Consider the following 23,716-nt stretch of genomic DNA (forward strand, 5'->3'; position numbering starts at 1 on the left):
AATCCTGGATATCCTGATTCAGACAACCACAATAAACAATCTCCAAATAGTGAAAATGTAACTTTACCTATTTGTTAATAACTAAAAACTTGATAGGAATATTATTAGCTTCCCAGTATTCTTTGGCTGAATTTAAAATATCCAATGCTATTTGGTACTGTGTCGGTTCAGCTTGAGCAAAGATATCAGCATGATCGTATAATATGACATATCTTTGAGCCGGACACCATGTTAAATCGGTGATACATTCATCAAAAGCATCCCAGTTAGCACCGAAGTATTGAGGAAATTCCATTGCTTCAGCAGCTTGTTTTAAAAATGTTTGTTTGCTATTAATTTTTTTACCATCAAGATAAAAAACTTTTGATCCTATGCGGCTATTTGTTCCACTGTTTTAAGGATGTTTTATTTAATGTTTGTTGATAAAATATTGAGATGTGAAATTTATTTTACATAACTATTTCAAACATCCTATAATGATTTAATCAAAAACAGATTTCGTTTTTATCTAGTTTTTTTTGCAATTTCTGTTTGACATTAGCTGTTAGTTTTAGAGCTTCTACCATTTTATCTAAATTGTCTAAATTTCTTTGTTGACGTTTGTTTATTAGTTTATCAATAGTTCCCTGTTTAATGCCAGTACCTTTAAAAGCAGCCGTTAATTCTACTTTGCCTGCTGTATTAACATTGATAGAATTGTTGGTATTAGTGGTTTGATTTACATGATTACTAAAAACCCAGTTAGGAGTTTTACTGTTATTTGAATTTGTAGTTGTATCAGCTTGCAGTTCTGTTTCTATAACATTATCACTATTGATAAAATTTACTGCTACAATTTTTTCTGATTGTATAAACTGAATATTTTTAAGTTCCAACTTTCTTTGTAAGAGAGTTGGACAAGAAGGAGCAATCATGAAAGCTAAGTCTGGTGGATTTCCGTCATAATTAGATGGCTTAAATGTAACATCCTTTAACCATTCGCTGAATGTCTCTAAATGACTACTCAAAAGCTCATAGTTCTTAGCCTCTCCAAAAGCTCTAGCAACAGTATTACCATTGTGCATCAATTCTACATAGCAGTCAAAAGCATGATTTGCTTGAACAGTTGTAGTTGAAACAACTGATAGAGTATATGCTTTTTGGTTTAGAAATTTAACCCACTGTTGCTTGCATTGCGACTCAATTAAATTTCGAGCATCTCCTTCAAAAGCCTGTTCAGGTGCTTCTGAGAAGTATTTCGCATGAATTTGTAGTATTGCATTACCGTATTTCTGACAAAATTCTCTTAATGTACTTGTAGAATTGATAGAGATATTCTGAATTTCTTGCCATGCTTGGTTAAAATTTTGATAGCCGCTATAAGCTCCTTTGATTCGACTATCAATTTTTTCTTTAATTATCTCAAATTCATTACTATAACCCTTATTTAAATTAATTACTTGGCTACCAATAAGGCTTTGAATTACCTGATCTTCTTCTATAAAGTTACCAACATTTTCAGATGTTCCCACTACATACATTAATAGACGAATTTTTAAACTTAATTTACCAAATGATTTTCTGATTAATTGTTTTAAAGTTAATCTAGTTTCTTGAGTCTCGTTTAAAAAGTCTGCTAAAGCATCTAATTCATCTATCAGATACACAAAAGTGAATTTTGGATCTACATTTGATACTTTGTTAATAACATCAAAGAAGAATTCTTCATCCACATACTTGAACATCAACTCTTTGAATTTGCTATGAAAGGGCTTTTGTGTCCTTGCAATTGTTAATTCAGCAACTTTATTTGTTTCTAAATAATCACTTAGGATATTTTCAGCCACTGATTTAACTGAAGTAGATAACTTATCATTCTTTAATAACTGCCAAAAGGTTTCAGCCAAAATATGGCAATAGAATTTAATACTAAAGTTATCACCTCCTCGTGTTATATCAGAAAGCTGAAATTCAAAAACTATTGAATGATGAAAAAAAGTTTCTTTAGTTTTAGCTAACTCGTTTAAATAACTTAAAAGAGAAGTTTTACCGCTACCAACTAAAGCAGCAACAAATCTAAATGTAAAAAGACCTTCATCGAATGTATGCTTGAGATCATCTGTAAGCAGTTCAGTAACAGTAGTTATTGGCCTTCCAGATAGACTTCGAGCAGTTGAAGCTTCTCCATCACTTCCTGGTTCTCGAATAGCACGCTCAATTCTAATATCTTCAATAAATCCTGTTCCTGAAGCAACTTTTTGAAGAAATTCTTTTATGTATCTTTTCTTTCCTGCATCTTCTGGCATTGTTCACTCAGCCCATTGAATTAGTTCTTCATTTTTTTCGATAACAGCAAAAACTTTATCGCTTAATTTAAGTCTGCTAAAATATTTATCTAAAAGTGATTGAGAAATAGAGTTTATTTCACTAAATTGTTTACAAATTTCTCTGCTACGAATAGCAACAACTCCCCGTAATTCTTGTTTTTTTCTTTCTGCAAAATATAGTTCCTTGAACTTTACTAGAAAAGTGTCATAATCCATGTCTTCATCTATGGAAGATGAATCATGAAAATCAGAAGACTTTTGTTGAAGAAAATCTACAATGGTATTAATAACTCTATGTCCTTTTACAGTATCAAATCTATATTTAGTAGTTCTCAGATTGGCTGTTAATGCTTTTTTTCCTAAATCGGTAACTGAAAGCCTATTTCTTTTAGGTGATTCAATTAATTTTTGCCCAAGTAAGTATTCATAGGTTTGTTCAGCTTCTTGCCGTAACTCTTTATTTAGATAGGATTTAACAACGCCTTTAGTAACTGTATTCTCATCAGAATAAGCCTGAGCGTACAGTAAATAAAGTAGTTGTATTATGGAAAGTTGGATCATATAGAAGATTACCTTCTCAAATGAATTATGTCACAAACCCGATTCTAGCTTGAAAATGATACAAACAAGGAATTAAAGCAAATTTAAACTGATTCCGATCATACTTCCTTCCACCCTATTGCTGTACATATTTTTCTCAATGCTGCTTGTATACTAATTAACTAGTTACCGAATCAATAAAACACGCTCTTATCCATAGAAATATAACCTACTTTTTGTAATATGTCATTAAAATCACTTTTTACTAATGATTTTCCGGGTTTTCCACGAATTCAGGTAAACCTACTGGCATTTTTGATACTCCTGGTTAATCAAAATTAGATGCAAAATGTATAAGTTAGATTTTACTTGTTAATACATAGTTTAACAGTAGTACTATTACGTAATCAATACCCATAACAGCGAAATTTGAGCAATCTCTCTGAAGCGAAAATTTAGCTACTGTTGAATATTAATTTCTTATTTCTAAGATGCTACGCGATCGCAGTGATAGTCCGTAAGACTCAGCCTCTGTCTAGGATACGCTCCGCAAACATAGAGAAGGTATCGCAAAAAGACATGATTCTGTAAAATTAGGTAAACTAAATTTTTCACCTAATTCACCAAAGACCATAGCTAACTCATGCAATTGCAACTCAGTGGATCGAAATCTACCCTAGCTTCCCTACTATTAATTGCCCCCTTTTTCCTTTGGGGTACGGCAATGGTAGCAATGAAAGGGGTAATCCCTCACACCACACCACTATTCATGGCAGGGGTGCGGTTATTACCTGCGGGTGTGTTAATTTTGATAGCTGCCGCATTCATGGGTAAACCCCAACCGCAAGGGTGGTTAGCATGGCTGTGGATTGTTATATTTGCCTTTGTAGATGGTACGCTGTTTCAAGGCTTCTTGGCAGAGGGATTAGTCAGAACCAGTGCAGGGTTAGGTTCTGTAATGATTGACTCTCAACCTTTGGCTGTAGCTTTGTTATGCTTATGGCTATTTCAAGAACATATTGGTTTATGGGGATGGCTGGGGTTAGGATTGGGAGTTATGGGTATTAGTTTAATTGGCTTACCCCAAGAGTGGATTTTTCATCTTCTCGACTCAGGGGTAAATATCACAACCGACAATTGGCAACAATTATTTGCCAGTGGTGAATGGTTGATGTTACTAGCAGCTTTGTCAATGGCTGTGGGAACCGTACTCATCCGCTATGTATGTAAGTATACTGACCCTGTAACAGCGACAGGATGGCATATGATTTTAGCTGGGTTGCCTTTGTGGGGAATCTCCTCAGTGGTGGAAGTACAACAGTGGCAAAATCTAGTAATATCTGATTGGTTAGCTTTAAGTTACGCCACCATATTTGGAAGTGCGATCGCTTATGGCTTATTTTTCTACTTTGCTTCTAGTGGAAATCTGACTAGTCTAAGTTCTCTTACTTTTCTCACACCCGTTTTTGCGTTGATATTTGGTCATCTTTTTCTCTCAGAAGTCCTCTCCCCCATTCAGTGGGTAGGAGTATTCCTGACTTTAATCAGTATTTATTTAATCAACCAACGCGAAACTCTAGCAGGAACCAATAAAAAAATTCCTCTCAGTGAAAAAACAACCACACCCAAGCAACAAATTTTAGAAATATCTACTACTAAAAAACTAAACACCATCACACTAACTGTGAGAGAATCTGAACCAAAAATTTTACCCTAACCAAGTCAGTGGGACATGAGAAAGATGAGGGTTAAACCGCAACAATCAATTACCAATTACCAATCAGTAATTCCCTATTCTATTCTGATATTAACTTCTTGTATTGGACTGAGTTTTTACCCCAGCCGCGCTATCTCAGCTACAGTTGAATTAAAACCTACTCCAGCAAAAGTTCTCAGTCCTGGGGTTAAAAGTGCAGAAGTACAAGTTATCCAAGTCCAACTCAAAGCGTTAGGTTACTATAGTGGCTCCATAGATGGAGATTACAGTCCCAGCACCCAAAATGCTTTAGCCCAATTTCAGCAAGAACAAGGTTTGAAAAGAGCAGATGGTGTTGCTGATTGGACTACCAGACAGCATCTTAAATTAGTTTTATCAGGCAAGATTAAATGTAATACTGCTGCTGCTATCACTGAAGCAAAAAATTCTCAAATCCAACCCCAACAAAATAATTCTATTTGGTGGAGATTAATAAGTTTTGGAGTTTTAGGAACTCTGGGTGTATTGTTTTACCTAGCACAAAAGTTAGCTGAAAGTAAACTTCTTATAGAAGCTGCCAACTCAGAACAACTACTTTTAAATCCATCCTCCCAAAAAAGTCCCAAATTGTTTTTAAACCCTGCACCCAATATACCTTTACCAAGATCAACAGAATTATTAACATCTCAACAAACTACTGTAATTTCTGCATTGAGTATTGCCGATGAATTGATGAAAGACTTACACTGCAATGATGCTACAAAAAGACGCAAGGCTATTTGGCATTTAGGTCAGCAAGGAGATTCCCGTGCCATGAAGCCACTAGTAGACTTGATGGTCAGTGCTGATTCTCGACAACATAGTTTAATTTTGTCAGCGTTGGCAGAAATCGGTATTCGCACACTCAAACCAATGAACCGGGCTTTAGCTATTTCTATTCAAGATGAAAATCCTCAAGTCCGACAAAATGCGATTCGTGATTTATCTCGCATTTATGACATGATGAGTCAAATGAGTCAGATGTTGCGCCATGCAATGGAAGACGAAGATCCAGAAGTACAAGCTACAGCACAATATGCTTTAAATCATATGAATCGAGTGCGTGTTTTACCAAAACTAGATGAATATCTGGAAGATTCACACCCAGAACCCCAACCTTAAGCCTATATAATTACGAATATTCTGAATGTTCATTCCCCCACCCCTCCAACCTGGTGATTTACTGCGCGTCATTGCCCCTAGCGGTGCATTACGAGAATTTGAGGCATTTAATAAAAGTGTAGAAATTTGCAAATCCCACGGTTACCGCGTCAAAATTAGCGATCGCATAGATGATAGATTTGGTTATCTTGCTGGTACTGATGCCCACCGTCGTCAACAATTAGCAGCAGCATGGCAAGACCCAGAATGTCGGGGTATCCTCTGCGCTAGAGGTGGTTTTGGTAGCACCCGCATTTTAGAAGATTGGAACTGGGAACAAAATACAGCAGATCCTAAATGGTTGATAGGCTTTTCTGATATCACAGCCCTACTTTGGAGTCTCTATAACGCAGGTATTTCTGGAGTACACGGTTCCGTACTCACTACCCTGATAGATGAGCCAGAATGGTCAATACAGAGGCTATTTGATATTTTAGAAAGTCGTCCCCTCGCACCTTTAAAAGGTCAAGGTTGGGGTGGTGGTACAGTGACAGGTGTGTTACTTCCTGGTAATCTGACAGTAGCAACTCATCTTTTAGGGACACCGCTTTTACCTAACCTTGATGGTGTGATATTGGCGTTGGAAGATGTTACAGAACCACCTTATCGGATTGATAGGATGTTAACTCAATGGCGATTAAGTGGGGTTTTATCTAAAATTCGTGGTATTGCTTTAGGAGGGTTTACCAAGTGTGAAGCACCACCTCATATACCTAGTTTGAGTATAGAGGAAGTTTTGAGGGAACGGTTGGGTGATTTAGGAATTCCTATAGTTTCAGATTTACCCTTTGGTCATGATCACCCTAATGCAGCTTTACCCGTTGGAGTACAAGCAACATTAGATGCACAAGAAGGAATATTAGAGATCAAAAAATAAACATAATAGAAAATTGGCAGGTTTCTAAATCATGCAATAATAACTCCAGATGGAATTTTTGTTTATGCTTGTAAAAACTCATTATCTATGGATAAAAACTTAATAATTGATGTTGGTGTTCATCAGGGTGAAGACACAGAATACTATTTAAAAAAAGGATTCCGAGTCATTGGGATCGAAGCAGATCCTCAGCTTTATGAAACCACAAAAAACAGACTGCAATCATACATAAATGATGGACAACTGCAACTTCTTAATCTGGCAATAGCCCCACAAGATGGCGAAATCACTTTCTATACTAATCTAAACAATAGTGTTTGGGGAACAATTTCTCCAGATTGGGTGAAAAGAAACGAGATATATGGGACACAATCCCTGGGAATCACTGTAAAAAGTTCTAAATTTGAAACCATTTTGCAAGAATTTGGCATTCCCTACTATCTGAAAATTGATATAGAAGGTGCAGATTTGTTATGCGTAGAAGCATTACGGCACTTTGACAGTAAACCACAGTTTCTATCCATAGAATCAGACAAAACTTCTTGGAGTAGCTTACTGGAAGAATTCAAGCTATTGGCAGAACTTGGTTATCAGAAATTTAAAGTTATTAACCAAGAGAAAATATCACAACAAATGTGTCCCTTTCCAGCACGAGAAGGCCAATACATTGAACATCAATTTGAATTTGGTTCTAGCGGACTCTTTGGAGAAGAAACAGCAGGAACTTGGCTTTCGGAAAGTGAAGCAATCAATCTCTATAAACGCATTTTTTGGTACTATAAAATATTTAGATTGAATGGGTTTATTTATGATATTCCTCTAGGTAAAAAGCTCTTAGAAGCACTCAATGTGATAGAACCGTGGTATGATACCCATGCCAGTCTGTGAAGATAGTACAGGTGAAAGAATAGTTTTAAATAAATAATTAAATAAATGAAATGGAAAAAGTATGACACACTTCGGTACTATCTGCCCAGCTGCTACTGGACATTTAAACACAATGACTGCTTTAGGACGTGAACTCCAAAGACGAGGGCATCGTGTTACAGTATTGGGTATGTCTGATGCAGAAGCAAATGCCAAAGCTGCTGGTTTAGAATTTCGACCTATTTCACCAGTTGATTTTCCCCTAGGAACAACTGCAAAATTTTATGAAGAACTAGGCAAACTAACAGGGTTGGCAGCATTGCGTTACACAATTTCTTTATCTGAAAAAACAACAGATTTATTTTTGCGTGATGCCCCACAAGTTATTAAAGATGCAGGAATAGAAGCACTGATAATTGATGAATGTATATTCGGAGGCAGCACTGTTGCCGACTTAGTAAATATTCCCTTTGTTACAGCTGCTTCTGCTTTAGTTAACGGTTTTGATGATAATATTCCGCCAGCTTTTACCACTTGGAAATATAATTCAGCTTGGTGGGCAAGATTACGTAATCGTGTTGGTTATGGGGTAATTCGTAGTTTTGCCCAACCTATTTACAAGGTGATTTCCGCATATCGCCAAAAGTCTAATCTGCCTCCTTGTGTAAATATTAACGATTTCTATTCTGTTTCCAAATTAGCAATTATTAGTCAACAACCAGCCGAGTTTGAGTATCCAAGAACTAATTTAAACGGAATCCTCCATTTTACAGGACCTCACTTTGATGCAACAGTTAGAAAACCAACTGATTTCCCCTGGGAAAAATTGAATGGGCAACCCTTAATTTATGCTTCAATGGGGACATTACAAAATCGTCTCATTCATATTTTCTATAAAATTGCTGAAGCTTGTGTAGGTTTAGATGCACAATTAGTTATTGCCCTGGGAGGTGGATTAGAAACTCAAGCATTGCCTAACTTACCGGGAAATCCCATCCTTGTTAAATATGCACCACAATTAGAATTATTGCAAAAAGCCAGTCTGACTATTTGCCACGCTGGGACAAATACGGTGTTAGAATCTCTTTTTTATGGTGTACCTATGGTGACTATTCCTATTACTAATGATCACCCAGGAGTTGCTTCCCGTATTGCTTGGAGTGGTGTAGGGCAATTTATTACTCCTTCCCGGTTGACAACTGATAGATTACGTCAAGCTATTCAAGAAGTGCTAACGCAACCATCTTATCAAGAAAATGCACTCAGACTAAAAACTGCTATTCAAAAAGCGGGGGGTGTTCCTCGTGCTGTGGATATTATTGAGCAAGTAATCTCAAATAATGTAAAATCCAAAAATTGACAAGTTATCAAAATTAATATCTACTAATCACAAACAACATGGCTAAACAATATATACCCAACGCCTTCTTAAAAATTGAAAATTCCCAAGTAAACGCTATCTTTGCTTGGAGTCAACGCTCACCAGAAATTATTCCTTACCTATCTTGGTTAACCATTTTAGAAATATTTGTTCATGAGCATGACCTTGAATCAGCTCATCAAATATTTCAACAAGTCAAATCAGCACCAATTAACGAGCAAGTTACTACAGAAATAGAAAAATATCAACATTTAACCAATAACGCTATCATCTTTTTATCAGACAAAAGCCTCACGCTTTTTGGTAAAGGCTTTCGCAGCTTTATTGAAAAAGAAGACGAATATGAACTTGCACCATTAAGCCAAAATAATTACCAAGTATTGACACAATTTTTTGCAGAAAATAACCTCAAAAACGACTTAGAACAAATTAACAGTATTGACAGTTTTTGCCAATTAGTTATCTATTTAGAAAAAATTGGTTTATTGTCAGTTGCTACCCATACTCTCAATTGGGGAGATTTGAAAAAAACTGTTCCTATCTGTCAAGCATTTGGTTTAACTAGGGGAAAACCAATTGATAGATATTATTTAAACAAATTTATAGCAGAAATTTATCCGCAAATTACTGGTAATATCTTAGAAATTGGGGGTATACCAAAAGATAAAGATTTCTATCAAGTTAACCCTGGTTCATCATATCAAATTATGAATCTAGAACCAGGTCTAGGAATAGATATAGTCGGTGATGCTCACGATGTATCTATAATTAAACCAGAATCATTTGATTCTATTATTACTTTTAATGTCCTAGAACATTGTTATGCACCTTGGCAAGTAGTAGAAAATATTTACACTTGGTTAAAACCAGGGGGAAAATGTTTTGTAATGGTTCCTAGTGCCGTCAGACTCCATGCTACACCAATGGACTATTGGCGGCCTTTACCCGATGCTATGGCTTGGATGTTTAGAAATTTCTCCCAGAAAAAATTATATGTCTATGGTAATCCTATAAGTGTGATTGCTAGTTATCATGGCATAGCTACTGAAGAATTAACTACTGAAGAATTAGATGCTTTTCATCCAGATTATCCAGTAGCTACCTGTATTGCCGCTCAAAAATAATCACTTCAAATAATCACTTAAATCAGTTACAATTGCGGAATGTCTTATGAGTCCTATCACTTTTGATATCAGTCCAGAAATTAGCATTATTATCTGTACATATAACCGCGCTCATTACTTAAATAAAGGTATTGATAGTGTTCTCAATCAAACTTTTACAAATTGGGAACTTTTAATAGTGGATGATGGTAGTAGTGATCATACTTTTGAAATTGTCAACTCCTATCTTGGCAAATACAATAATATCCGTTATTTAAAGCATCAAAATAAAAAACAATGTTATGCCAAAAATGCAGGAATACAGGCATCATTTGGTAGATATCTCACATTGCTTGATAGTGACGACTCATATAAACCAAATCATTTAGAGTCACGATTAGAATATATGAAAGCTAATCCAGAAATTGACTTGGTTCAAGGAGGATTTTTCAGCGAAGAAGAAATTTTAGTGGCAGATTATTATCAACCAGGTAAATTAATTAATTTAAAAGAATGTGTTTTGGGTCCCACATTTTTTGGCAAAAGAAAGGTATTTTTTGAATTACAGGGATTTAAGCACATGACTTATGGAGAAGATACAGATTTATGGGAAAGGGCAGAAAAAATATTCAAAATTCAAAAAATAAAAGAGCCAGAAACTTATGTTTATACAAGAGCAGAAACTAGTGTTAGTAAGAATTTTACTAATAATGTTTCTTCATCTAGCTAACTTTTTGACATGAATAATATCCTGTTGTCTTTATTACAAGTCAAAAATTATTTGCGTCAGTTATTTCATTCTGCTTGGAGACTGACACTTTTAGGCATTGTCCTGAGTTTTTGCATTATATTTTTGTTTAGTTGTCAAGAAGCTACACATAAAGGCAATGAAGTCATTCATCTGACACTATGGCAATCAATTAATCCTCCAGTAAACCGGGATGTTTTTGAGAAACTGGTAGAAAAATTTAATCACAAACATAGTGATATTCAAGTAGAGTCTGTCTACGCAGAAGGATTACCGAAAATATTAACGGCTGTTGTTGGTAATGCCTCTCCAGATATTCTGTCATTTTATCCTCAACTTACGGGTCAGTTTGTAGAACTGGGAGCAATTGTTCCTTTAGAAAAATGGTTTGACCAATTACCATTTAAGTCGGAAGTTATTCCCAACACATTGGAGGAATTAAAATTAGATGATCACTTGTGGTCAATTCCTCTGTATACAAGTAATATGGCTATTTTTTATCGTCCTACACTTTTTGAAGCTGCGGGAATAAAATCACCGCCGAAAACTTGGGAAGAACTGCGGGAAGTTGCCAAAAAATTGACTATAGATAAAAATGGCGACAAGCAACCAGAACAACATGGGATAATGTTACCTTTAGGAAAGGGAGAATGGACTGTTTTTAGTTGGTTTCCATTTTTATTAAGTGCTGGAGGTGAAGTAGTCACTAATGGCTATCCCAATTTAACTAATACCGGCGCTATTACAGCTTTAAAATTCTGGGAAGATTTAATTAAAGATGGTTCAGCAATTCTTTCTGCTCCAGAACGGGGTTATGAAGAGGATAATTTTCTTGCTGGTCGTGTGGCAATGCAAATAACTGGACCCTGGACTTATATTACTAAATCTAAGGTTGATTACAAATTATTTCCCATACCTACTAATGTTGAGAAAGCCACGGTGATTGGTAATGGAAATCTTTATGTGATGAAGACTAAGCCGGAAAGAGAGAAGGCCGCAATGAAGTTTTTAGAATTTGTTATCAGCGAAGAATTTCAAACAGAATGGGCTTTGGGTACTGGTTTTTTACCTGTGAATGTTAAATCTACTCAAAGTCAAGAATATCAAGAATACCTCAATTCTAAACCTTGGTTAAAAGTTTTTGCAGAACAAACATCTGTGGCACGCGCTCGACCAATTATTGCTGGATACAATCGTTTATCTGATAGTCTTGGTCGAGCAATTGAGTCCACATTACTAGGTAAATCTTCTGCTGAACAAGCACTCAAAGAGGCTCAAGAGCGTTTAGAAATAATTTGGAATAGTAATTAATTTAGTTACAAATTCCGGTTTTTTCTTCTAGAAGAGAAAGCTTTGTTGATTCTTCGTAATAAGCGGTAGCTGCCGCAGATTCAGAGGCAATTAAGCGTTGAATAACTTCGGTTAGTTGGGGAACTTGGGGGTGGTTAACATGAACATAATCTACAACATTGTAGCGATACCAAGGTGCAACTCTAGAATGAGCGCGTAATTTCTCACGGATGCGATCGCAAATCACAAAGTTGGATTGCGTAAATAAGTTGTGCCAGTAATCACGGTGGTGTAAATTAATATGTCCGTGTCCACCTTGACTGGGAACGGCTGCGGAAAATACGACCACTGGTGCAACTTTAGTTAGCCAATTTATAACAGTAGGTGAACTTTCTGGTTGTAAATGTTCGGCTACTTCTAAGGATATGGCTAGATCAAAATGTTTGTCTTGAAAAAGGTTAGCGATCGCTGTAGAATCATTTAAGTTGAGAGGATAAAATTCTACTGGTAATCCAGCAAAATCAGGTTGGGAATAACCATCAACAGATGTAACCTTTACCCCTAGTTTTGCTAATTCTCTACTAAGATGTCCAGGACCACAACCAAATTCTACTACTGTTTTCGGATCATAAATCTCCACAATAGATAAAGCTACAGTCTGATAATCAGTATCAAAAGCTACAGTCTGGAAATAATCTGAAGTGTAAGCAATAGTGTTATTAGTCATTTGTTTTGATTCCATTGATCTACTGATAGAATAACCGAGTCGAAGAACTCAAAGACAGGGAATCTGAAATATATAACGTTTTATGAAGTAAAGTAAAGCAATCCTAAGAGCTTTTGATCTGTGTTGATAAAGCGTAATCTGAGGATGATAAGCTAAACAGTGAAATATGAAAGTGACTTAGGATGAAGTGTTAAATGGGTGTTTCCTCAACGGCTCCTCTCCTCCTTCGGGCTGCACGTGGTGAAGTAGTAGATCGTCCCCCTGTATGGATGATGCGACAAGCGGGACGCTATATGAAAGCATATCGGGATTTGCGGGAAAAATATCCTTCATTCCGCGATCGCTCAGAAATTCCAGAAGTAGCGATTGAAGTTTCCCTCCAACCCTGGAGAGCTTTCCAACCCGACGGAGTAATTTTGTTTTCCGATATTGTCACCCCCCTACCAGGGATGGGTATTGACATGGATATTGCGGAAGGGAAGGGACCGATTATTTTTTCGCCCATACGCACTCAAGAACAAATTGAAAAACTGCGTCCCCTAGAACCAGAAACAGCACTACCATTTATTAAAACGATTTTGGAATCGTTACGGAAAGAAGTAGGCAATCAATCCACAGTGTTAGGCTTTGTGGGCGCACCTTGGACATTAGCGGCTTATGCGGTGGAAGGTAAAGGTTCTAAAACCTATTCCATCATCAAAAACATGGCATTCACAGATCCCACGATTCTGCATCAGCTATTAAATAAATTAGCAGATGCGATCGCTGATTATGTGCGCTATCAAATTGATTGTGGCGCTCAAGTGGTGCAAATGTTCGATTCTTGGGCGGGACAATTAAGCCCCCAAGATTATGATACCTTTGCTTTACCTTATCAAAAAATGGTGTTTGAGAAAGTTAAAGCAACTCATCCTGACACACCATTAATTTTGTTAGTGACAGGTAGTGCCGGACTTTTGGAAAGAATGCCCGCTTCTGGTGCAGATATCATTACTGTAGACTGGGCAGTAGATATGGCAGATGCCAGAGCCAGATTAGGTAAGCACGTGAAAGTACAAGGTAATCTTGATCCGGGTGTGTTATTTGGTTCTAAAGAATTTATCCGCGATCGCGTTTTGGACACCGTTCGCAAAGCCGGTAACTGGGGACATATCCTCAACCTGGGACATGGTGTACTACCAGAAACACCAGAAGAAAACGTTGCTTTCTTCTTTGAAACTGCGAAAAATCTCAACGCTTTGGTTTAGTCAGTTGGGTGGGCAAAAAGCCCACCTGATTTTTATTAAACGCAGATAAACGCAGATAAACGCAGATGAGGAAACATTTTAGGATTTGTGAAGCCCATTACAGCGGTTTCCGCTCTTATGAGGTACATCTTAGCCCCCTCATCGCTTGCGGGGAGGGGGTTGGGGGTGGGGTTCTTGTACCTCATAACATCGGGAAGTGCTGTATTGAACTTTTTCAAATTACATTAATTATTAAATAACAACCAAAACATCAAATTTCATGACTAAAAAACGGATTTTAATCACAGGTGCAAGCGGCTGTATCGGTCACTATATCAGCGAAGCCTTAATTGAAAACACTAATCACGAACTTTATCTATTAGTTAGAAACCCAAATAAACTGCAAGTAGATACTACAGCACGTCCAGGAATCACCATTTTACAAGGTGATATGCAGGAAATTAGCAAGTTTTCCAATTTACTTAAAACCATTGATATCGCTGTTTTAACAGCCACTTCCTGGGGTGGTGAGGGTATTTTTGATATCAATGTTTTTAAAACTCTAGAATTAATGAGTTTGTTAAATCCAGAAAGATGTCAACAGGTGATATATTTTTCCACTGCCAGTGTATTAGATTACAACAACCAACCGCTCAAGGAAGCCGGAGAAATCGGTACAGATTATATCCGTTCTAAGTATGATTGTTTACACAAAATAGAAAAATTAGCTATTTTCCCCAAAATTACCACTGTTTTTCCCACCATTGTTTTAGGTGGTGATGACAACAAACCTTATTCCGCTGTCACAACAGGCATTCCCGAAGTTACCAAATATATTGATATAATTCGCTTTTTACAAGCTGATGGCAGTTTTCACTTTATTCATGGACGTGATATTGCCACAGTTGTGCAGTATTTAATTGATTATCCTCCCCAAAAAGAAGAACCACGCCGATTTGTTTTAGGTCAATCTTTATTAACTGCTAATCAAGCAATAGAGGAAGTTTGTGCTTATTTAAATAAAAAGATTTACTTCCGCATTCCTCTATCTTTAGGTTTGGCTAATGTGATTATTAAATTGTTTAATATTCAAATGGCTGCATGGGATAGATTCTGTATGAATTATCGTCATTTTAGCTATGCTAACGCTATTAATCCTAGTAGTTTCAATTTACCTAATTACTGTGCAAATATGGCTGATGTTTTGAAAATTAGTGGTGTGAAAGGTGGGAAATGAATATTATAGGACTAGGCTTTTAAGCTGATTTGAAAAATATCAAATCAGGGAAAATTGTTCTACATCCCCTTATTTTTCAAGATTCCTCATTCTCACTTTGTCATCTTCTACAACGCTAAAATGCCCATACCAATCATCGCGCAGAGATATCGCTCTTACAACTTTTTCTGCTACTACTGCACCAGAGGGTGCTTTGATTCTAAATAAAATAATCCCAGTTGTAGCAGGTAACTGTGAACGAAAAGCCAATTCTCCAAAATCTTTATCAAAGGTTAAGAGAATACGGTTTTCTGCTTGGGCGCGACTTAATACTTGAGGATCAGAAATACCAGGTGAGTCTGTTCTAATCCAAGCTACATCATGTCCGTTTTCTCTCAAAGCTGCAACCGCATCCAGGGGGAAATTTTCATTAGCTAAAAAACGCATGATTTAGGCAGGAATAGCATAGACTTTTTCAGATTTTAAGGAAGCACTTGCATAGGCAAGACAGGCTTGGATATCTTCAACAGTAATACCTGGATAATTACGCAAAATTTCTTCATTACTCCAGCCTTGGGCAAGAAGATCAATGATAAATTCTACTGCTAGTCGTGTTCCTTTGATGATAGGTTTACCGACTAAGATGTTTGGATCAATTGTAATTCGAGTTTGCCAATCCATAGTTACTAATGTTATGAATATTTGAAATCGGGAAGTATTAAAAGCAATTTTATCACTCATTTGCATTTACCTGCCGACATTCTGCAATTGATTGTTTTATCTCTGTTGCTTCTGCGTCGCTTAAAATCCCTGCAAATTTGGCTAAGGGATGATCTTTGCGTGTAGCTTTTACACGATGTAAAAAATCTAGCAACATTTGCACAATATCATCAGGAGTTTCTTCGAGTTCTTGGATTAATTGCTCACGGTTTGTCATATATTGAAACCTCTAAAACATAATAAATAGCGATCGCACTTTTTTAGTTTATCTCATGCGATCACCTATCCATCCTAAATAAAGCACAGCGATCGCTTTCCTCTTCACAGGCATCGCTCCCATGCAAATAAAAACGGTGGGTTAATAAAATGTAACTCTACAAGAGGGGCGAGCGATCGCCTGTGAAATAACACCAATGTCTCTCGCTCTTTTGTAGCAGCGCATTCTTAGGAAAATTTGCACTATAAACCAACAAGTAAAGCTTGCTATAAAATATTTAGCTGTCATCAGTAACATCTTCATGTGTAGAGACAGGTAATGGTTGTCCAACAAACAATAAGGTACTTTGGAGTAACTTCTCTTCAATTTGTTTAAACATTGCCTCCAATTCTACCCTTGGATTAGTCTGTAAACCTAGACACTGTGCAATTCCATTTGCATCCGTACTCCAACGCTCCATAAGTTGAATACGATAACCTGAAGCTTCAGAAAGCAACTCATAAGAGTGAAAGTGCATGGTATTTCCAAGGCGAGCATCTTGAATATGCTCAAAAGAAAACTCCCGTTGCATATAATCAATAAGGCAGTCTTGAGTTACTAAGACAAGGTGTTTACTGAGATGTTCAAAGGTGTGGATTTTGTGGTGGAGTTGCATCAAGATTGTCTTTGCGGTCATCTTCCAGTTCATGCCAAATCCTTTTTTTGATGTGACATCCGTATCCTTTACTGCGACACCATGACGTTGAAGGAATCGTTGTCGTTCTGGCCACACTGTGCCAGTTGTGTCAAGTGTTTGCAGTTCAATGCCAACGAAATCTATGACTTTTCCTGAGCGTACAGAAGCAAGACAATAATCTATGCTACCCCCTGGCACTGTAATTTCAGGAACGATTCGGAGTTCGTTACCTGGTTCATGAAGTGTTAATAGGTGAATACAGTCCGTAAAAATTTGACTGCGTTCAAGAAGTCGAAACGGGCATATAATAATGTTTCGAGTTTCTTTACCGTAAGAAACTGTGCATGAACCAATCGTAAGTTCTGGCTCACTTTTTCTATTTTTGAGGCATTTTCGAGCCAGGAAAGGGCAGTTTTGTCCAGAGGCAATATCGCCCCAAGAAAGTGATTGGTCTGTAGAATTTCCGTAAAGTTCAGCTACTTTGGTCATGGGAGTAGTCCACATCTTTCACGAGCAATGTTTACATACTCACATGAAATATCAATTCCAATCGATTTTCGTTGTAGTTGAAAGGCGACTACACCTGTTGTGCCTGTTCCTATAAACGGATCTAGTATAATACCAGACTGTGGGCAAGTAGCAAGAATTGGAATTTTACAGAGATCTTCAGGATAGGGTGAAAAGTGGAGTTTTCGTTTCTGAGTGTCTTCTGGCAAGATATCCCAGACATCACTAGGTTTACTGCCATTTGGATGATATCTCAGAAAATAAAAACCACGATCAGCAAGTTCACGCGCTCGTCCAGAAATCTTAGTTGAGTCTGAATGTGTCGTTCGTTGCTGACCACGAATAATCATGCGAAAGTCAGATAATTTACCTAGTCGTACTTCTTCTAACACTTCATTCAGCGCCTTCAAAGCGTTTGCGCGTTCAGAATCACTGAGTGCTGTAGATAATTCAATCTGTCGGCGATAACGTATTCCAGAAACACCTGTTGCAGAGACTACAGAACCATTGACGACTTTAGATTGTCTTGGCTTCGAGCGAATTGCATCAACATCATAAAAATAGCGGTTTGTCTTCACGAAATGAAAACAAGGTTCATAGACATTTCGGAGTTTATCTTTTGAATTGTCAGGAGCGCCTTTAACCTTATTCCAAATAACACTGTTGCGAAGAATCCAACCTTGTTCATCAGTCATGGCAAGTGCAACTCTCCACGGTATACCCACTAGTGATTTATGCTGATAGGTATCACCAATATTTAGCCAAAAAGAGCCACTGGGCTTAAGGACTCGCTTTATTTCAGAGAATATCTTAAGTAGATTATTAACATAGTCTTCCCATGTATCTTCAAGCCCAATTCCTCCGTTCACGTAAGCCCTATGTCCCCAATAAGGCGGAGATGTAATTACACAATCAATGCAACCATCGGGAAACAGCTTTAAAAGTGCATAGCTGTCAGCCTGCAAAAACAATGGTACAGGGTCTGGTGTGATGAGATAATTCTTGATTGTACCTATATTTTCTAGAAGTCTACTGCCCACAACCATTGAAACACCTTGGAACTACATCACATAACTTTACTTGAATTTGAAGGGTTTGCTGCCGTCGAGTTCATTTTGAGAAAAAAGTCAATTAGTCTTAATTTTGGTTACAGTTAGATAACAAATAAATCGTGAGGGGTGATACTATGCGTGTCTTGCTAGTTTATCCAATATTTCCCAAAACCTTCTGGTCCTATGAGAAAATCCTAGCACTCGTAGATAGAAAGGTTCTATTACCACCATTGGGTTTAGTCACAGTTGCAGCAATCCTACCCCAAGAATGGGAATTTAAACTTGTAGATCGTAACATTCGCGCTGCCACAGAAGAAGAATGGGCATGGGCAGATATAGTCATTTTCTCGGCTATGATTGTCCAAAAACAAGACTTACTAGATCAAATTCGGGAAGCAAAACGCCGGGGTAAGTTGGTAGCTTTGGGTGGTCCATACCCCACATCGACACCCCATGAAGTCGAAGCAGCAGGTGCAGATTACCTGATTCTCGATGAAGGGGAAATCACCTTACCCATGTTTGTGGAAGCAGTGCAGAAAGGTGAAAAATCTGGAGTTTTCCGGGCTACAGAAAAACCTGATGTCACCGGTACACCAATTCCCCGGTTTGATTTATTAGAATTTGATGCTTATGACATGATGTCGGTGCAGTTTTCGCGGGGTTGTCCCTTCCAGTGCGAATTTTGCGACATTATCGTACTTTATGGACGCAAACCCCGAACCAAAGCACCTGCACAACTTTTAGCAGAGTTAGATTATCTCTATGAGTTGGGTTGGCGACGTGGTGTATTCATGGTAGATGATAACTTTATTGGCAACAAACGTAATGTGAAATTGTTGCTAAAAGAGTTAAAAGTCTGGATGGAAGAACATCAATATCCGTTCAATTTTGACACAGAAGCTTCTATCGACTTGGCACAAGATCAAGAGATGATGGAGTTGATGGTTGATTGTGGATTTAAAGCTGTATTTTTGGGCATTGAAACCCCAGATGAAGATAGCTTACAACTAACAAAGAAATTTCAAAATACTCGCAGTTCTTTAACTGAGTCAGTAGAAACAATCATCAGAACTGGACTACGGCCAATGGCTGGGTTTATCATTGGTTTTGATGGCGAAAAAGCCGGTGCTGGCGATCGCATTGTCAGATTTGCAGAACTAGCCGCCATCCCTTCCACCACCTTTGCTATGTTGCAAGCACTACCCAACACCGCCCTGTGGCATCGTCTCACCAAAGAAGGCAGACTGCGGGAAAATAAAGATGGGAACATCAATCAAACCACATTGATGAATTTCATTCCTACCCGTCCCCTGGAAGAACTTGCGAGAGAATACGTCGAAGCTTTCTGTGCTTTATATGATCCTGTCGCATATTTAGATCGCACCTATCGCTGTTTTATGATGTTGGGTTCTCCCAAATGGACAGCACCTGCTAAAACACCAGAATGGGTAGTTGTCAAAGCCTTGCTAATTGTAATTTGGCGACAAGGTTTTAAAAGAGAAACTCGTTGGAAATTCTGGCATCACTTATTTAGCATTCTCAAGCATAACCCGAAAGTGATCGAACAATACGTTTCTACCTGCGCCCACATCGAGCATTTTATGGAATATCGGCAAATTGTCCGCGATGAAATCGAAAGTCAACTAGCCGCATATTTAGCCCAAGGTGCAGAAAAACCCTATGTACCAGTCAAGGAAAAAGCAGAAGCTGTAGTTTAACGATATCATCAAATTAGACGCAAAGACATTAATCATAATCTGTGTGTACTTTGCGTCATTCATTGTATCGGCTTTCATCTAAGGAGGGCTTATGACTCAAGTTCTAGAAAGTTCTTTGGATTTGGTAACTCAAGAACAACACTTTTTCTGTTTAGGAGTGAATTGGGAAAGATTTAAAGTTATTCAAAAAAGTTTTGAAAATGTCCCAGGAGTGCGTTTATTTTATTGTCAGGGAGTATTGGAAATTGTGAGTATTGGTAAATTACATGAGTTGATTAGTAATTTAATTGGGTTGTTGTTAGGACAGTATTTTTTAGAAACAGGAATTGAGTTTTTTCCTAGTGGTAGTTATTCGCAAGTTATTCCTGGGATAGTCGAATGTCAAGCTGATTTATCTTATTGCGTAGGAACTGATAAATCTAGACCAGATTTGTGTATTGAAGTTGTTGTTACCAGTGGTAGTCCGATTAAATTAGAAAAATATAAATTGATGCAAGTTCCCGAAATTTGGTTTTGGGAAGATGGTACGCTTGCTGTTTACTGTTTACGGGAAACAGAATATGAAAAAGTTGTAAAAAGTGAGTTGTTGCCAGATTTAGATTTATTTTTACTAAATCGTTGTTTGTTAATATCTTCTCCATTGGAAGCAGTTAAAGAATTTCGTCGAAATCTGGGAACAGGGAATCAGGAATAGGCAAAAGTTATATTTTTTACCTCTTACCTTCCACCTTCTGCCTATAACTGCAAAACGAAAACTTCCTCCCCAGCAGAAACCAAAGTTTTACCCACAGGTAACACCGCCAAAGCATCAGTTTGGGTTAAATTAATTAAATTACCAGAACTATCATTACCCTGGGCTTTTTGAAATTGATAAACACCATTTACCAGATGTAACTTACCCCAGATATAAGTTTCCATTTTACCATTGGATATTAACTCATCACGCGATCGCACTTTTAAAGATTTCCCGTGCCAACCTTGAGCAAGTCCCGCCAGTTTTTTAATCGTCGGTTGCACAAAGCGCCAACAAGTCACCAAAGCAGACACAGGATTTCCAGGTAAACCAAAGTAGAGTGTATTGGGGAAAGTTGCAAAAGTCAGAGGTTTACCCGGACGCATTTGCACAGACCGAAAGTGGATTTTTGCACCAAGTGATTCTAAAATCTTATCTATGTAGTCATAATCGCCTACAGACACGCCACCAGAAGAAAGAACAATATCAGAATTAGCGATCGCATACTCTATAATTTCTTTTAAAGCCGTAGGATCATCCTTAACAATTCCTAAAAGTAACACTTCTGCCCCAAGTTCACGCACCAAAGTTGCCAAAGCAAACTGATTAGAATCAACAATTTGCCCAGGTTGCAGCGGTTCTTCCGGCATCACCAATTCATTACCGCTAGAAAAAATCGCCACACGAGGACGACGGAAAACACTGACTTGATCACGCTGTGCAGCCGCTAGAACTGCAATTTCCGATGCTGTTAAACTAATACCTGCGGGTAAAAGTTCGCTTCCTGCTTTGTAAAAATCTCCCTTATATCTCACAAATTCGTGCGGTTGAGGTGCAGCAAAGATAGAAACGCGGTTTTCTTGTCGGTGAGTCTTTTCCTGCATAATTACTGTATCTGCACCAGCTGGCATCACCGCACCTGTGAAAATTCGTGCTGCTTGTCCTGAGTTAATAGTAACTTGGGGTTTATATCCCGCCGGAATTTCTGCCACAACTTCCAAAATAATTGGTTTTTCAGCCCTAGCTTGCTGCACATCTGCATAACGTACAGCATAACCATCCATTGCCGAATTATCCCAATGGGGAAAATCCAAAGCACTAATTATTGGAGTTGCTAAAATGCGATTTTGTGCCATCAATAAATCGACAAATTCTATATCCCGCTGATTATCCAATGGTTGTATGGAATTTAAAATAGTAGCTTCTGCATCTCTGACTGACAGCATAGTTAATAATTACCGTTTTGTATATTTTAGCGCACCGCACGGATATCCAAACCCAAATCGAGATTGAGCCATGCGCGATCGCTTGTCAAAACAACAACTCCCAACCGCAACCCCAAACTCAAACAGGCGCGATCGCCCAGAGACAACCCAAAGGAGCGTGTTTGTTCCCACAGCCTTCCCGCCACATCACCATCCTCCGATGTAAACGGCTCTACCACCAGTCCCAGCGCCTGCAAATCATCCAGCATTCCCTCAACAACTACACTCGCGGCGATCGACTTCTGAATTACCTCAGCCCAGTTCACACTCGAAATTACCGACTCAGCCAGTATTGCTTCTACAGCATCACTCCCCGGCTCATCCTTCAGGTAAGCCAGCAGCGCCGAAGCATCCAGAACAAGAGTCATTCAGCGTTTTCCCTTTTTGCTTCTTCACGGCGTTCCGCTATTAATTCATCTACCAAACTTCTGTCCTTCGACACCTGTGAGAACCGAGCTTTCAGCCGCAATTTGATTGTTTCTAGCTTCTCCAGAACCAGCCGCCCTTCTTCCTCACGAGCAATCAGAGCATCTCCTGCTTCAAAACAGAGCGATCGCCGCAATGCTGCCGGAATCACCAAACGCCCCTGGCGACCGAGATGGACTTCTACCGATTTGGATAGTTCATTCATATTATTCTTTATCATGCCACTTTTTTCCGTTAATGCCACATATTACTAATATATGGCATTAATCTTATCAGAGATACCGTTTCTTGATTGAGATATGCAGTAGACATTGACCAAATTCAAATATACGTTATCCAGAACCCTTGTAGAGACGCTGCATATAACGTTTCTACATCCTTTCTTACCAGATGTTCATTATGTTTTATATCGCATAAATAAATTTATGTAAAACTAGTATGTTTTTTATCTAAAGCCAATAGACATCTGCGTATAAAAATATTATACTTTTGCATAGTGAAATTTGCTGCAACAGTAAATCACTCGAAACGACACTACTCTATTTGCTTCTCAAGCATCTAGACTAGTTTAATAATTAATCCAAAAATCAAACGTAAATATACTGATTTAACCATTTAGGAGATTTAACCCAATGGCTACTATTTCATGGAAAAATGCTGCCCTAACGCTGACATACAATCAACTCAGCGCATTTTCTGGTTTAGACAACTTCTGGCAGGTTTTTGATACGGCTTTTGGTACGCAATACAACCGTATTTTCGCGGAAATTCTGCGTTTACAGTGGCAAGCTGGTGATTTTAGTCAACTTCCGCAAATTGAGATTCTTGATAGTAGCATTCTTGGCAATGCTAATGGGGCTTATGCCAGTAGCACAAATAAGATTTATTTATCAAATACCTTTTTAGAAACTGCCACATCAGCAGCTATTAGTGCGGTTCTGTTAGAGGAAATTGGGCATTTTGTTGATGCTCAAATTAATCAAACCGATAGTGCTGGTGATGAAGGGGCGATTTTTGCAGCCTTGGTAAAGGGTTACAGTCTGGATACTGAGACGTTACAGGCCTTGAAAGCAGAAGATGATCACGCAGTAATTATTTTAGATGGTCAGAGTATTGCGATCGAGCAGCAAAATTTTATAGGTACAGCAGGCAATGATGTTATTGTCGGAACTTCTGGAGACGATACAATTAGCCCTGGAACAGGGCAAGACACAATAGATGGAGG

At 38.0% G+C, this 23,716-nt stretch carries 24 protein-coding genes and 1 pseudogene; 13 read left to right on the forward strand and 12 right to left on the reverse strand.

What is annotated here, in order from left to right:
• Positions 1–67 precede the first annotated feature (67 nt).
• From A9Y75_RS25125 to A9Y75_RS25135, 3 genes are all read right to left on the reverse strand, one after another.
• Positions 68–373: a barstar family protein gene (locus tag A9Y75_RS25125; RefSeq protein WP_083389755.1), complete on the reverse strand. Its 306-nt coding sequence runs from the start codon at positions 371–373 to the stop codon at positions 68–70.
• Between the two features lie 112 nt (positions 374–485).
• Positions 486–2,285 carry a hypothetical protein gene (locus A9Y75_RS25130; RefSeq protein WP_071192516.1) on the reverse strand — a complete coding sequence of 600 codons (1,800 nt, stop codon included), beginning with the start codon at positions 2,283–2,285 and terminating at the stop codon, positions 486–488.
• A gap of 3 nt (positions 2,286–2,288) precedes the next feature.
• Entirely contained in the window at positions 2,289–2,867 is a 579-nt protein-coding gene (locus tag A9Y75_RS25135; RefSeq protein ID WP_071192518.1) for a hypothetical protein, read from the reverse strand.
• A 622-nt stretch (positions 2,868–3,489) separates the two neighbouring features.
• Here A9Y75_RS25135 and A9Y75_RS25140 point away from each other — a divergent pair.
• The 8 genes from A9Y75_RS25140 to A9Y75_RS25175 all read left to right on the forward strand — a co-directional run bounded on the left by A9Y75_RS25140 (position 3,490) and on the right by A9Y75_RS25175 (position 12,029).
• Positions 3,490–4,563 (forward strand): DMT family transporter, encoded by a 1,074-nt coding sequence (locus A9Y75_RS25140; protein ID WP_071192520.1) that lies wholly within the window; start codon positions 3,490–3,492, stop codon positions 4,561–4,563.
• A gap of 24 nt (positions 4,564–4,587) precedes the next feature.
• Complete coding sequence (locus tag A9Y75_RS25145) at positions 4,588–5,703, forward strand: HEAT repeat domain-containing protein (RefSeq protein ID WP_071192522.1); 1,116 nt, start codon at positions 4,588–4,590, stop codon at positions 5,701–5,703.
• A gap of 25 nt (positions 5,704–5,728) precedes the next feature.
• Entirely contained in the window at positions 5,729–6,619 is an 891-nt protein-coding gene (locus tag A9Y75_RS25150; protein ID WP_071192524.1) for an LD-carboxypeptidase, read from the forward strand.
• Between the two features lie 87 nt (positions 6,620–6,706).
• Positions 6,707–7,507, forward strand: a complete 801-nt coding sequence (locus tag A9Y75_RS25155; RefSeq protein ID WP_071192526.1) for an FkbM family methyltransferase — start codon at positions 6,707–6,709, stop codon at positions 7,505–7,507.
• 61 nt (positions 7,508–7,568) lie between these two features.
• On the forward strand, positions 7,569–8,846 hold the full coding sequence (locus A9Y75_RS25160; RefSeq protein ID WP_071192529.1) for a glycosyltransferase: 1,278 nt from the start codon (positions 7,569–7,571) through the stop codon (positions 8,844–8,846).
• A gap of 38 nt (positions 8,847–8,884) precedes the next feature.
• Complete coding sequence (locus A9Y75_RS25165; protein WP_071192531.1) at positions 8,885–9,991, forward strand: methyltransferase domain-containing protein; 1,107 nt, start codon at positions 8,885–8,887, stop codon at positions 9,989–9,991.
• A 46-nt stretch (positions 9,992–10,037) separates the two neighbouring features.
• Positions 10,038–10,700, forward strand: a complete 663-nt coding sequence (locus A9Y75_RS25170) for a glycosyltransferase family A protein (RefSeq protein WP_071192533.1) — start codon at positions 10,038–10,040, stop codon at positions 10,698–10,700.
• A 9-nt stretch (positions 10,701–10,709) separates the two neighbouring features.
• Positions 10,710–12,029 (forward strand): ABC transporter substrate-binding protein, encoded by a 1,320-nt coding sequence (locus A9Y75_RS25175; protein WP_071192535.1) that lies wholly within the window; start codon positions 10,710–10,712, stop codon positions 12,027–12,029.
• Position 12,030: 1 nt separating this feature from the next.
• On the opposite strand, the gene A9Y75_RS25180 is transcribed toward A9Y75_RS25175, so the two are convergent.
• Positions 12,031–12,735, reverse strand: coding sequence for a methyltransferase domain-containing protein (locus A9Y75_RS25180; RefSeq protein ID WP_071192561.1), 705 nt, complete (start codon positions 12,733–12,735; stop codon positions 12,031–12,033).
• Between the two features lie 194 nt (positions 12,736–12,929).
• Here A9Y75_RS25180 and hemE point away from each other — a divergent pair, with 194 nt between their 5' ends.
• The gene (gene hemE / locus A9Y75_RS25185) at positions 12,930–13,982 is read left to right on the forward strand and encodes a uroporphyrinogen decarboxylase (RefSeq protein WP_071192537.1); all 1,053 of its coding nucleotides are present in this window, start codon (positions 12,930–12,932) and stop codon (positions 13,980–13,982) included.
• A gap of 259 nt (positions 13,983–14,241) precedes the next feature.
• Positions 14,242–15,198 carry an NAD(P)-dependent oxidoreductase gene (locus A9Y75_RS25190; RefSeq protein ID WP_071192539.1) on the forward strand — a complete coding sequence of 319 codons (957 nt, stop codon included), beginning with the start codon at positions 14,242–14,244 and terminating at the stop codon, positions 15,196–15,198.
• Positions 15,199–15,267: 69 nt separating this feature from the next.
• Here the strand turns inward: A9Y75_RS25190 and A9Y75_RS25195 are convergent, their stop codons facing one another.
• From A9Y75_RS25195 to A9Y75_RS25215, 5 genes are all read right to left on the reverse strand, one after another.
• The gene (locus A9Y75_RS25195) at positions 15,268–15,624 is read right to left on the reverse strand and encodes a DUF5615 family PIN-like protein (RefSeq protein ID WP_071192541.1); all 357 of its coding nucleotides are present in this window, start codon (positions 15,622–15,624) and stop codon (positions 15,268–15,270) included.
• 3 nt (positions 15,625–15,627) lie between these two features.
• Positions 15,628–15,858: a DUF433 domain-containing protein gene (locus tag A9Y75_RS25200; protein WP_071192563.1), complete on the reverse strand. Its 231-nt coding sequence runs from the start codon at positions 15,856–15,858 to the stop codon at positions 15,628–15,630.
• Positions 15,859–15,910: 52 nt separating this feature from the next.
• Positions 15,911–16,114: a hypothetical protein gene (locus A9Y75_RS25205; RefSeq protein ID WP_071192543.1), complete on the reverse strand. Its 204-nt coding sequence runs from the start codon at positions 16,112–16,114 to the stop codon at positions 15,911–15,913.
• A gap of 277 nt (positions 16,115–16,391) precedes the next feature.
• Entirely contained in the window at positions 16,392–17,279 is an 888-nt protein-coding gene (locus A9Y75_RS25210; RefSeq protein WP_071192545.1) for a NotI family restriction endonuclease, read from the reverse strand.
• Positions 17,276–18,343, reverse strand: coding sequence for a site-specific DNA-methyltransferase (locus A9Y75_RS25215; protein ID WP_071192547.1), 1,068 nt, complete (start codon positions 18,341–18,343; stop codon positions 17,276–17,278). Before A9Y75_RS25215 ends, A9Y75_RS25210 begins: the two co-directional genes overlap by 4 nt.
• A gap of 140 nt (positions 18,344–18,483) precedes the next feature.
• On the opposite strand from A9Y75_RS25215, the gene A9Y75_RS25220 reads away from it, so the two are divergent.
• Positions 18,484–20,067, forward strand: coding sequence for a B12-binding domain-containing radical SAM protein (locus tag A9Y75_RS25220; RefSeq protein ID WP_071192549.1), 1,584 nt, complete (start codon positions 18,484–18,486; stop codon positions 20,065–20,067).
• Positions 20,068–20,158: 91 nt separating this feature from the next.
• Positions 20,159–20,761: a Uma2 family endonuclease gene (locus A9Y75_RS25225; protein ID WP_071192551.1), complete on the forward strand. Its 603-nt coding sequence runs from the start codon at positions 20,159–20,161 to the stop codon at positions 20,759–20,761.
• 41 nt (positions 20,762–20,802) lie between these two features.
• Here the strand turns inward: A9Y75_RS25225 and glp are convergent, their stop codons facing one another.
• Genes glp through A9Y75_RS25240 form a run of 3 tightly spaced genes read right to left on the reverse strand, consistent with a single transcriptional unit; the run spans position 20,803 to position 22,711 of the window.
• Positions 20,803–22,026, reverse strand: coding sequence for a gephyrin-like molybdotransferase Glp (gene glp / locus A9Y75_RS25230; protein ID WP_071192553.1), 1,224 nt, complete (start codon positions 22,024–22,026; stop codon positions 20,803–20,805).
• A 26-nt stretch (positions 22,027–22,052) separates the two neighbouring features.
• Entirely contained in the window at positions 22,053–22,433 is a 381-nt protein-coding gene (locus A9Y75_RS25235) for a type II toxin-antitoxin system VapC family toxin (protein WP_071192555.1), read from the reverse strand.
• Positions 22,430–22,711: an AbrB/MazE/SpoVT family DNA-binding domain-containing protein gene (locus A9Y75_RS25240; RefSeq protein WP_236721529.1), complete on the reverse strand. Its 282-nt coding sequence runs from the start codon at positions 22,709–22,711 to the stop codon at positions 22,430–22,432. The genes A9Y75_RS25235 and A9Y75_RS25240 overlap by 4 nt, the downstream gene beginning before the upstream one ends.
• A gap of 412 nt (positions 22,712–23,123) precedes the next feature.
• Here A9Y75_RS25240 and A9Y75_RS25245 point away from each other — a divergent pair.
• Positions 23,124–23,716: pseudogene (locus tag A9Y75_RS25245) on the forward strand (sodium:calcium exchanger); the annotation flags it as partial.

Origin of the sequence: Trichormus sp. NMC-1, from assembly GCF_001858025.1 — a bacterium.
GTDB lineage: Bacteria > Cyanobacteriota > Cyanobacteriia > Cyanobacteriales > Nostocaceae > Anabaena.

What these genes read in the sequence shown, in the direction of transcription:
- A9Y75_RS25205 (WP_071192543.1), bottom strand. Translation starts at nt 16,114, where the DNA reads ATGACAAACCGTGAGCAATTAATCCAAGAACTCGAAGAAACTCCTGAT.
- A9Y75_RS25235 (WP_071192555.1), bottom strand. Translation starts at nt 22,433, where the DNA reads ATGACTCTTGTTCTGGATGCTTCGGCGCTGCTGGCTTACCTGAAGGAT.
- A9Y75_RS25165 (WP_071192531.1), top strand. Translation starts at nt 8,885, where the DNA reads ATGGCTAAACAATATATACCCAACGCCTTCTTAAAAATTGAAAATTCC.
- A9Y75_RS25220 (WP_071192549.1), top strand. Translation starts at nt 18,484, where the DNA reads ATGCGTGTCTTGCTAGTTTATCCAATATTTCCCAAAACCTTCTGGTCC.
- A9Y75_RS25135 (WP_071192518.1), bottom strand. Translation starts at nt 2,867, where the DNA reads ATGATCCAACTTTCCATAATACAACTACTTTATTTACTGTACGCTCAG.
- A9Y75_RS25200 (WP_071192563.1), bottom strand. Translation starts at nt 15,858, where the DNA reads ATGGATTGGCAAACTCGAATTACAATTGATCCAAACATCTTAGTCGGT.
- A9Y75_RS25225 (WP_071192551.1), top strand. Translation starts at nt 20,159, where the DNA reads ATGACTCAAGTTCTAGAAAGTTCTTTGGATTTGGTAACTCAAGAACAA.
- A9Y75_RS25180 (WP_071192561.1), bottom strand. Translation starts at nt 12,735, where the DNA reads ATGACTAATAACACTATTGCTTACACTTCAGATTATTTCCAGACTGTA.
- A9Y75_RS25190 (WP_071192539.1), top strand. Translation starts at nt 14,242, where the DNA reads ATGACTAAAAAACGGATTTTAATCACAGGTGCAAGCGGCTGTATCGGT.
- A9Y75_RS25130 (WP_071192516.1), bottom strand. Translation starts at nt 2,285, where the DNA reads ATGCCAGAAGATGCAGGAAAGAAAAGATACATAAAAGAATTTCTTCAA.
- hemE (WP_071192537.1), top strand. Translation starts at nt 12,930, where the DNA reads ATGGGTGTTTCCTCAACGGCTCCTCTCCTCCTTCGGGCTGCACGTGGT.
- A9Y75_RS25150 (WP_071192524.1), top strand. Translation starts at nt 5,729, where the DNA reads ATGTTCATTCCCCCACCCCTCCAACCTGGTGATTTACTGCGCGTCATT.
- A9Y75_RS25240 (WP_236721529.1), bottom strand. Translation starts at nt 22,711, where the DNA reads ATGATAAAGAATAATATGAATGAACTATCCAAATCGGTAGAAGTCCAT.
- A9Y75_RS25175 (WP_071192535.1), top strand. Translation starts at nt 10,710, where the DNA reads ATGAATAATATCCTGTTGTCTTTATTACAAGTCAAAAATTATTTGCGT.
- glp (WP_071192553.1), bottom strand. Translation starts at nt 22,026, where the DNA reads ATGCTGTCAGTCAGAGATGCAGAAGCTACTATTTTAAATTCCATACAA.
- A9Y75_RS25170 (WP_071192533.1), top strand. Translation starts at nt 10,038, where the DNA reads ATGAGTCCTATCACTTTTGATATCAGTCCAGAAATTAGCATTATTATC.
- A9Y75_RS25215 (WP_071192547.1), bottom strand. Translation starts at nt 18,343, where the DNA reads ATGGTTGTGGGCAGTAGACTTCTAGAAAATATAGGTACAATCAAGAAT.
- A9Y75_RS25210 (WP_071192545.1), bottom strand. Translation starts at nt 17,279, where the DNA reads ATGACCAAAGTAGCTGAACTTTACGGAAATTCTACAGACCAATCACTT.
- A9Y75_RS25195 (WP_071192541.1), bottom strand. Translation starts at nt 15,624, where the DNA reads ATGCGTTTTTTAGCTAATGAAAATTTCCCCCTGGATGCGGTTGCAGCT.
- A9Y75_RS25155 (WP_071192526.1), top strand. Translation starts at nt 6,707, where the DNA reads ATGGATAAAAACTTAATAATTGATGTTGGTGTTCATCAGGGTGAAGAC.
- A9Y75_RS25145 (WP_071192522.1), top strand. Translation starts at nt 4,588, where the DNA reads ATGAGGGTTAAACCGCAACAATCAATTACCAATTACCAATCAGTAATT.
- A9Y75_RS25140 (WP_071192520.1), top strand. Translation starts at nt 3,490, where the DNA reads ATGCAATTGCAACTCAGTGGATCGAAATCTACCCTAGCTTCCCTACTA.
- A9Y75_RS25160 (WP_071192529.1), top strand. Translation starts at nt 7,569, where the DNA reads ATGACACACTTCGGTACTATCTGCCCAGCTGCTACTGGACATTTAAAC.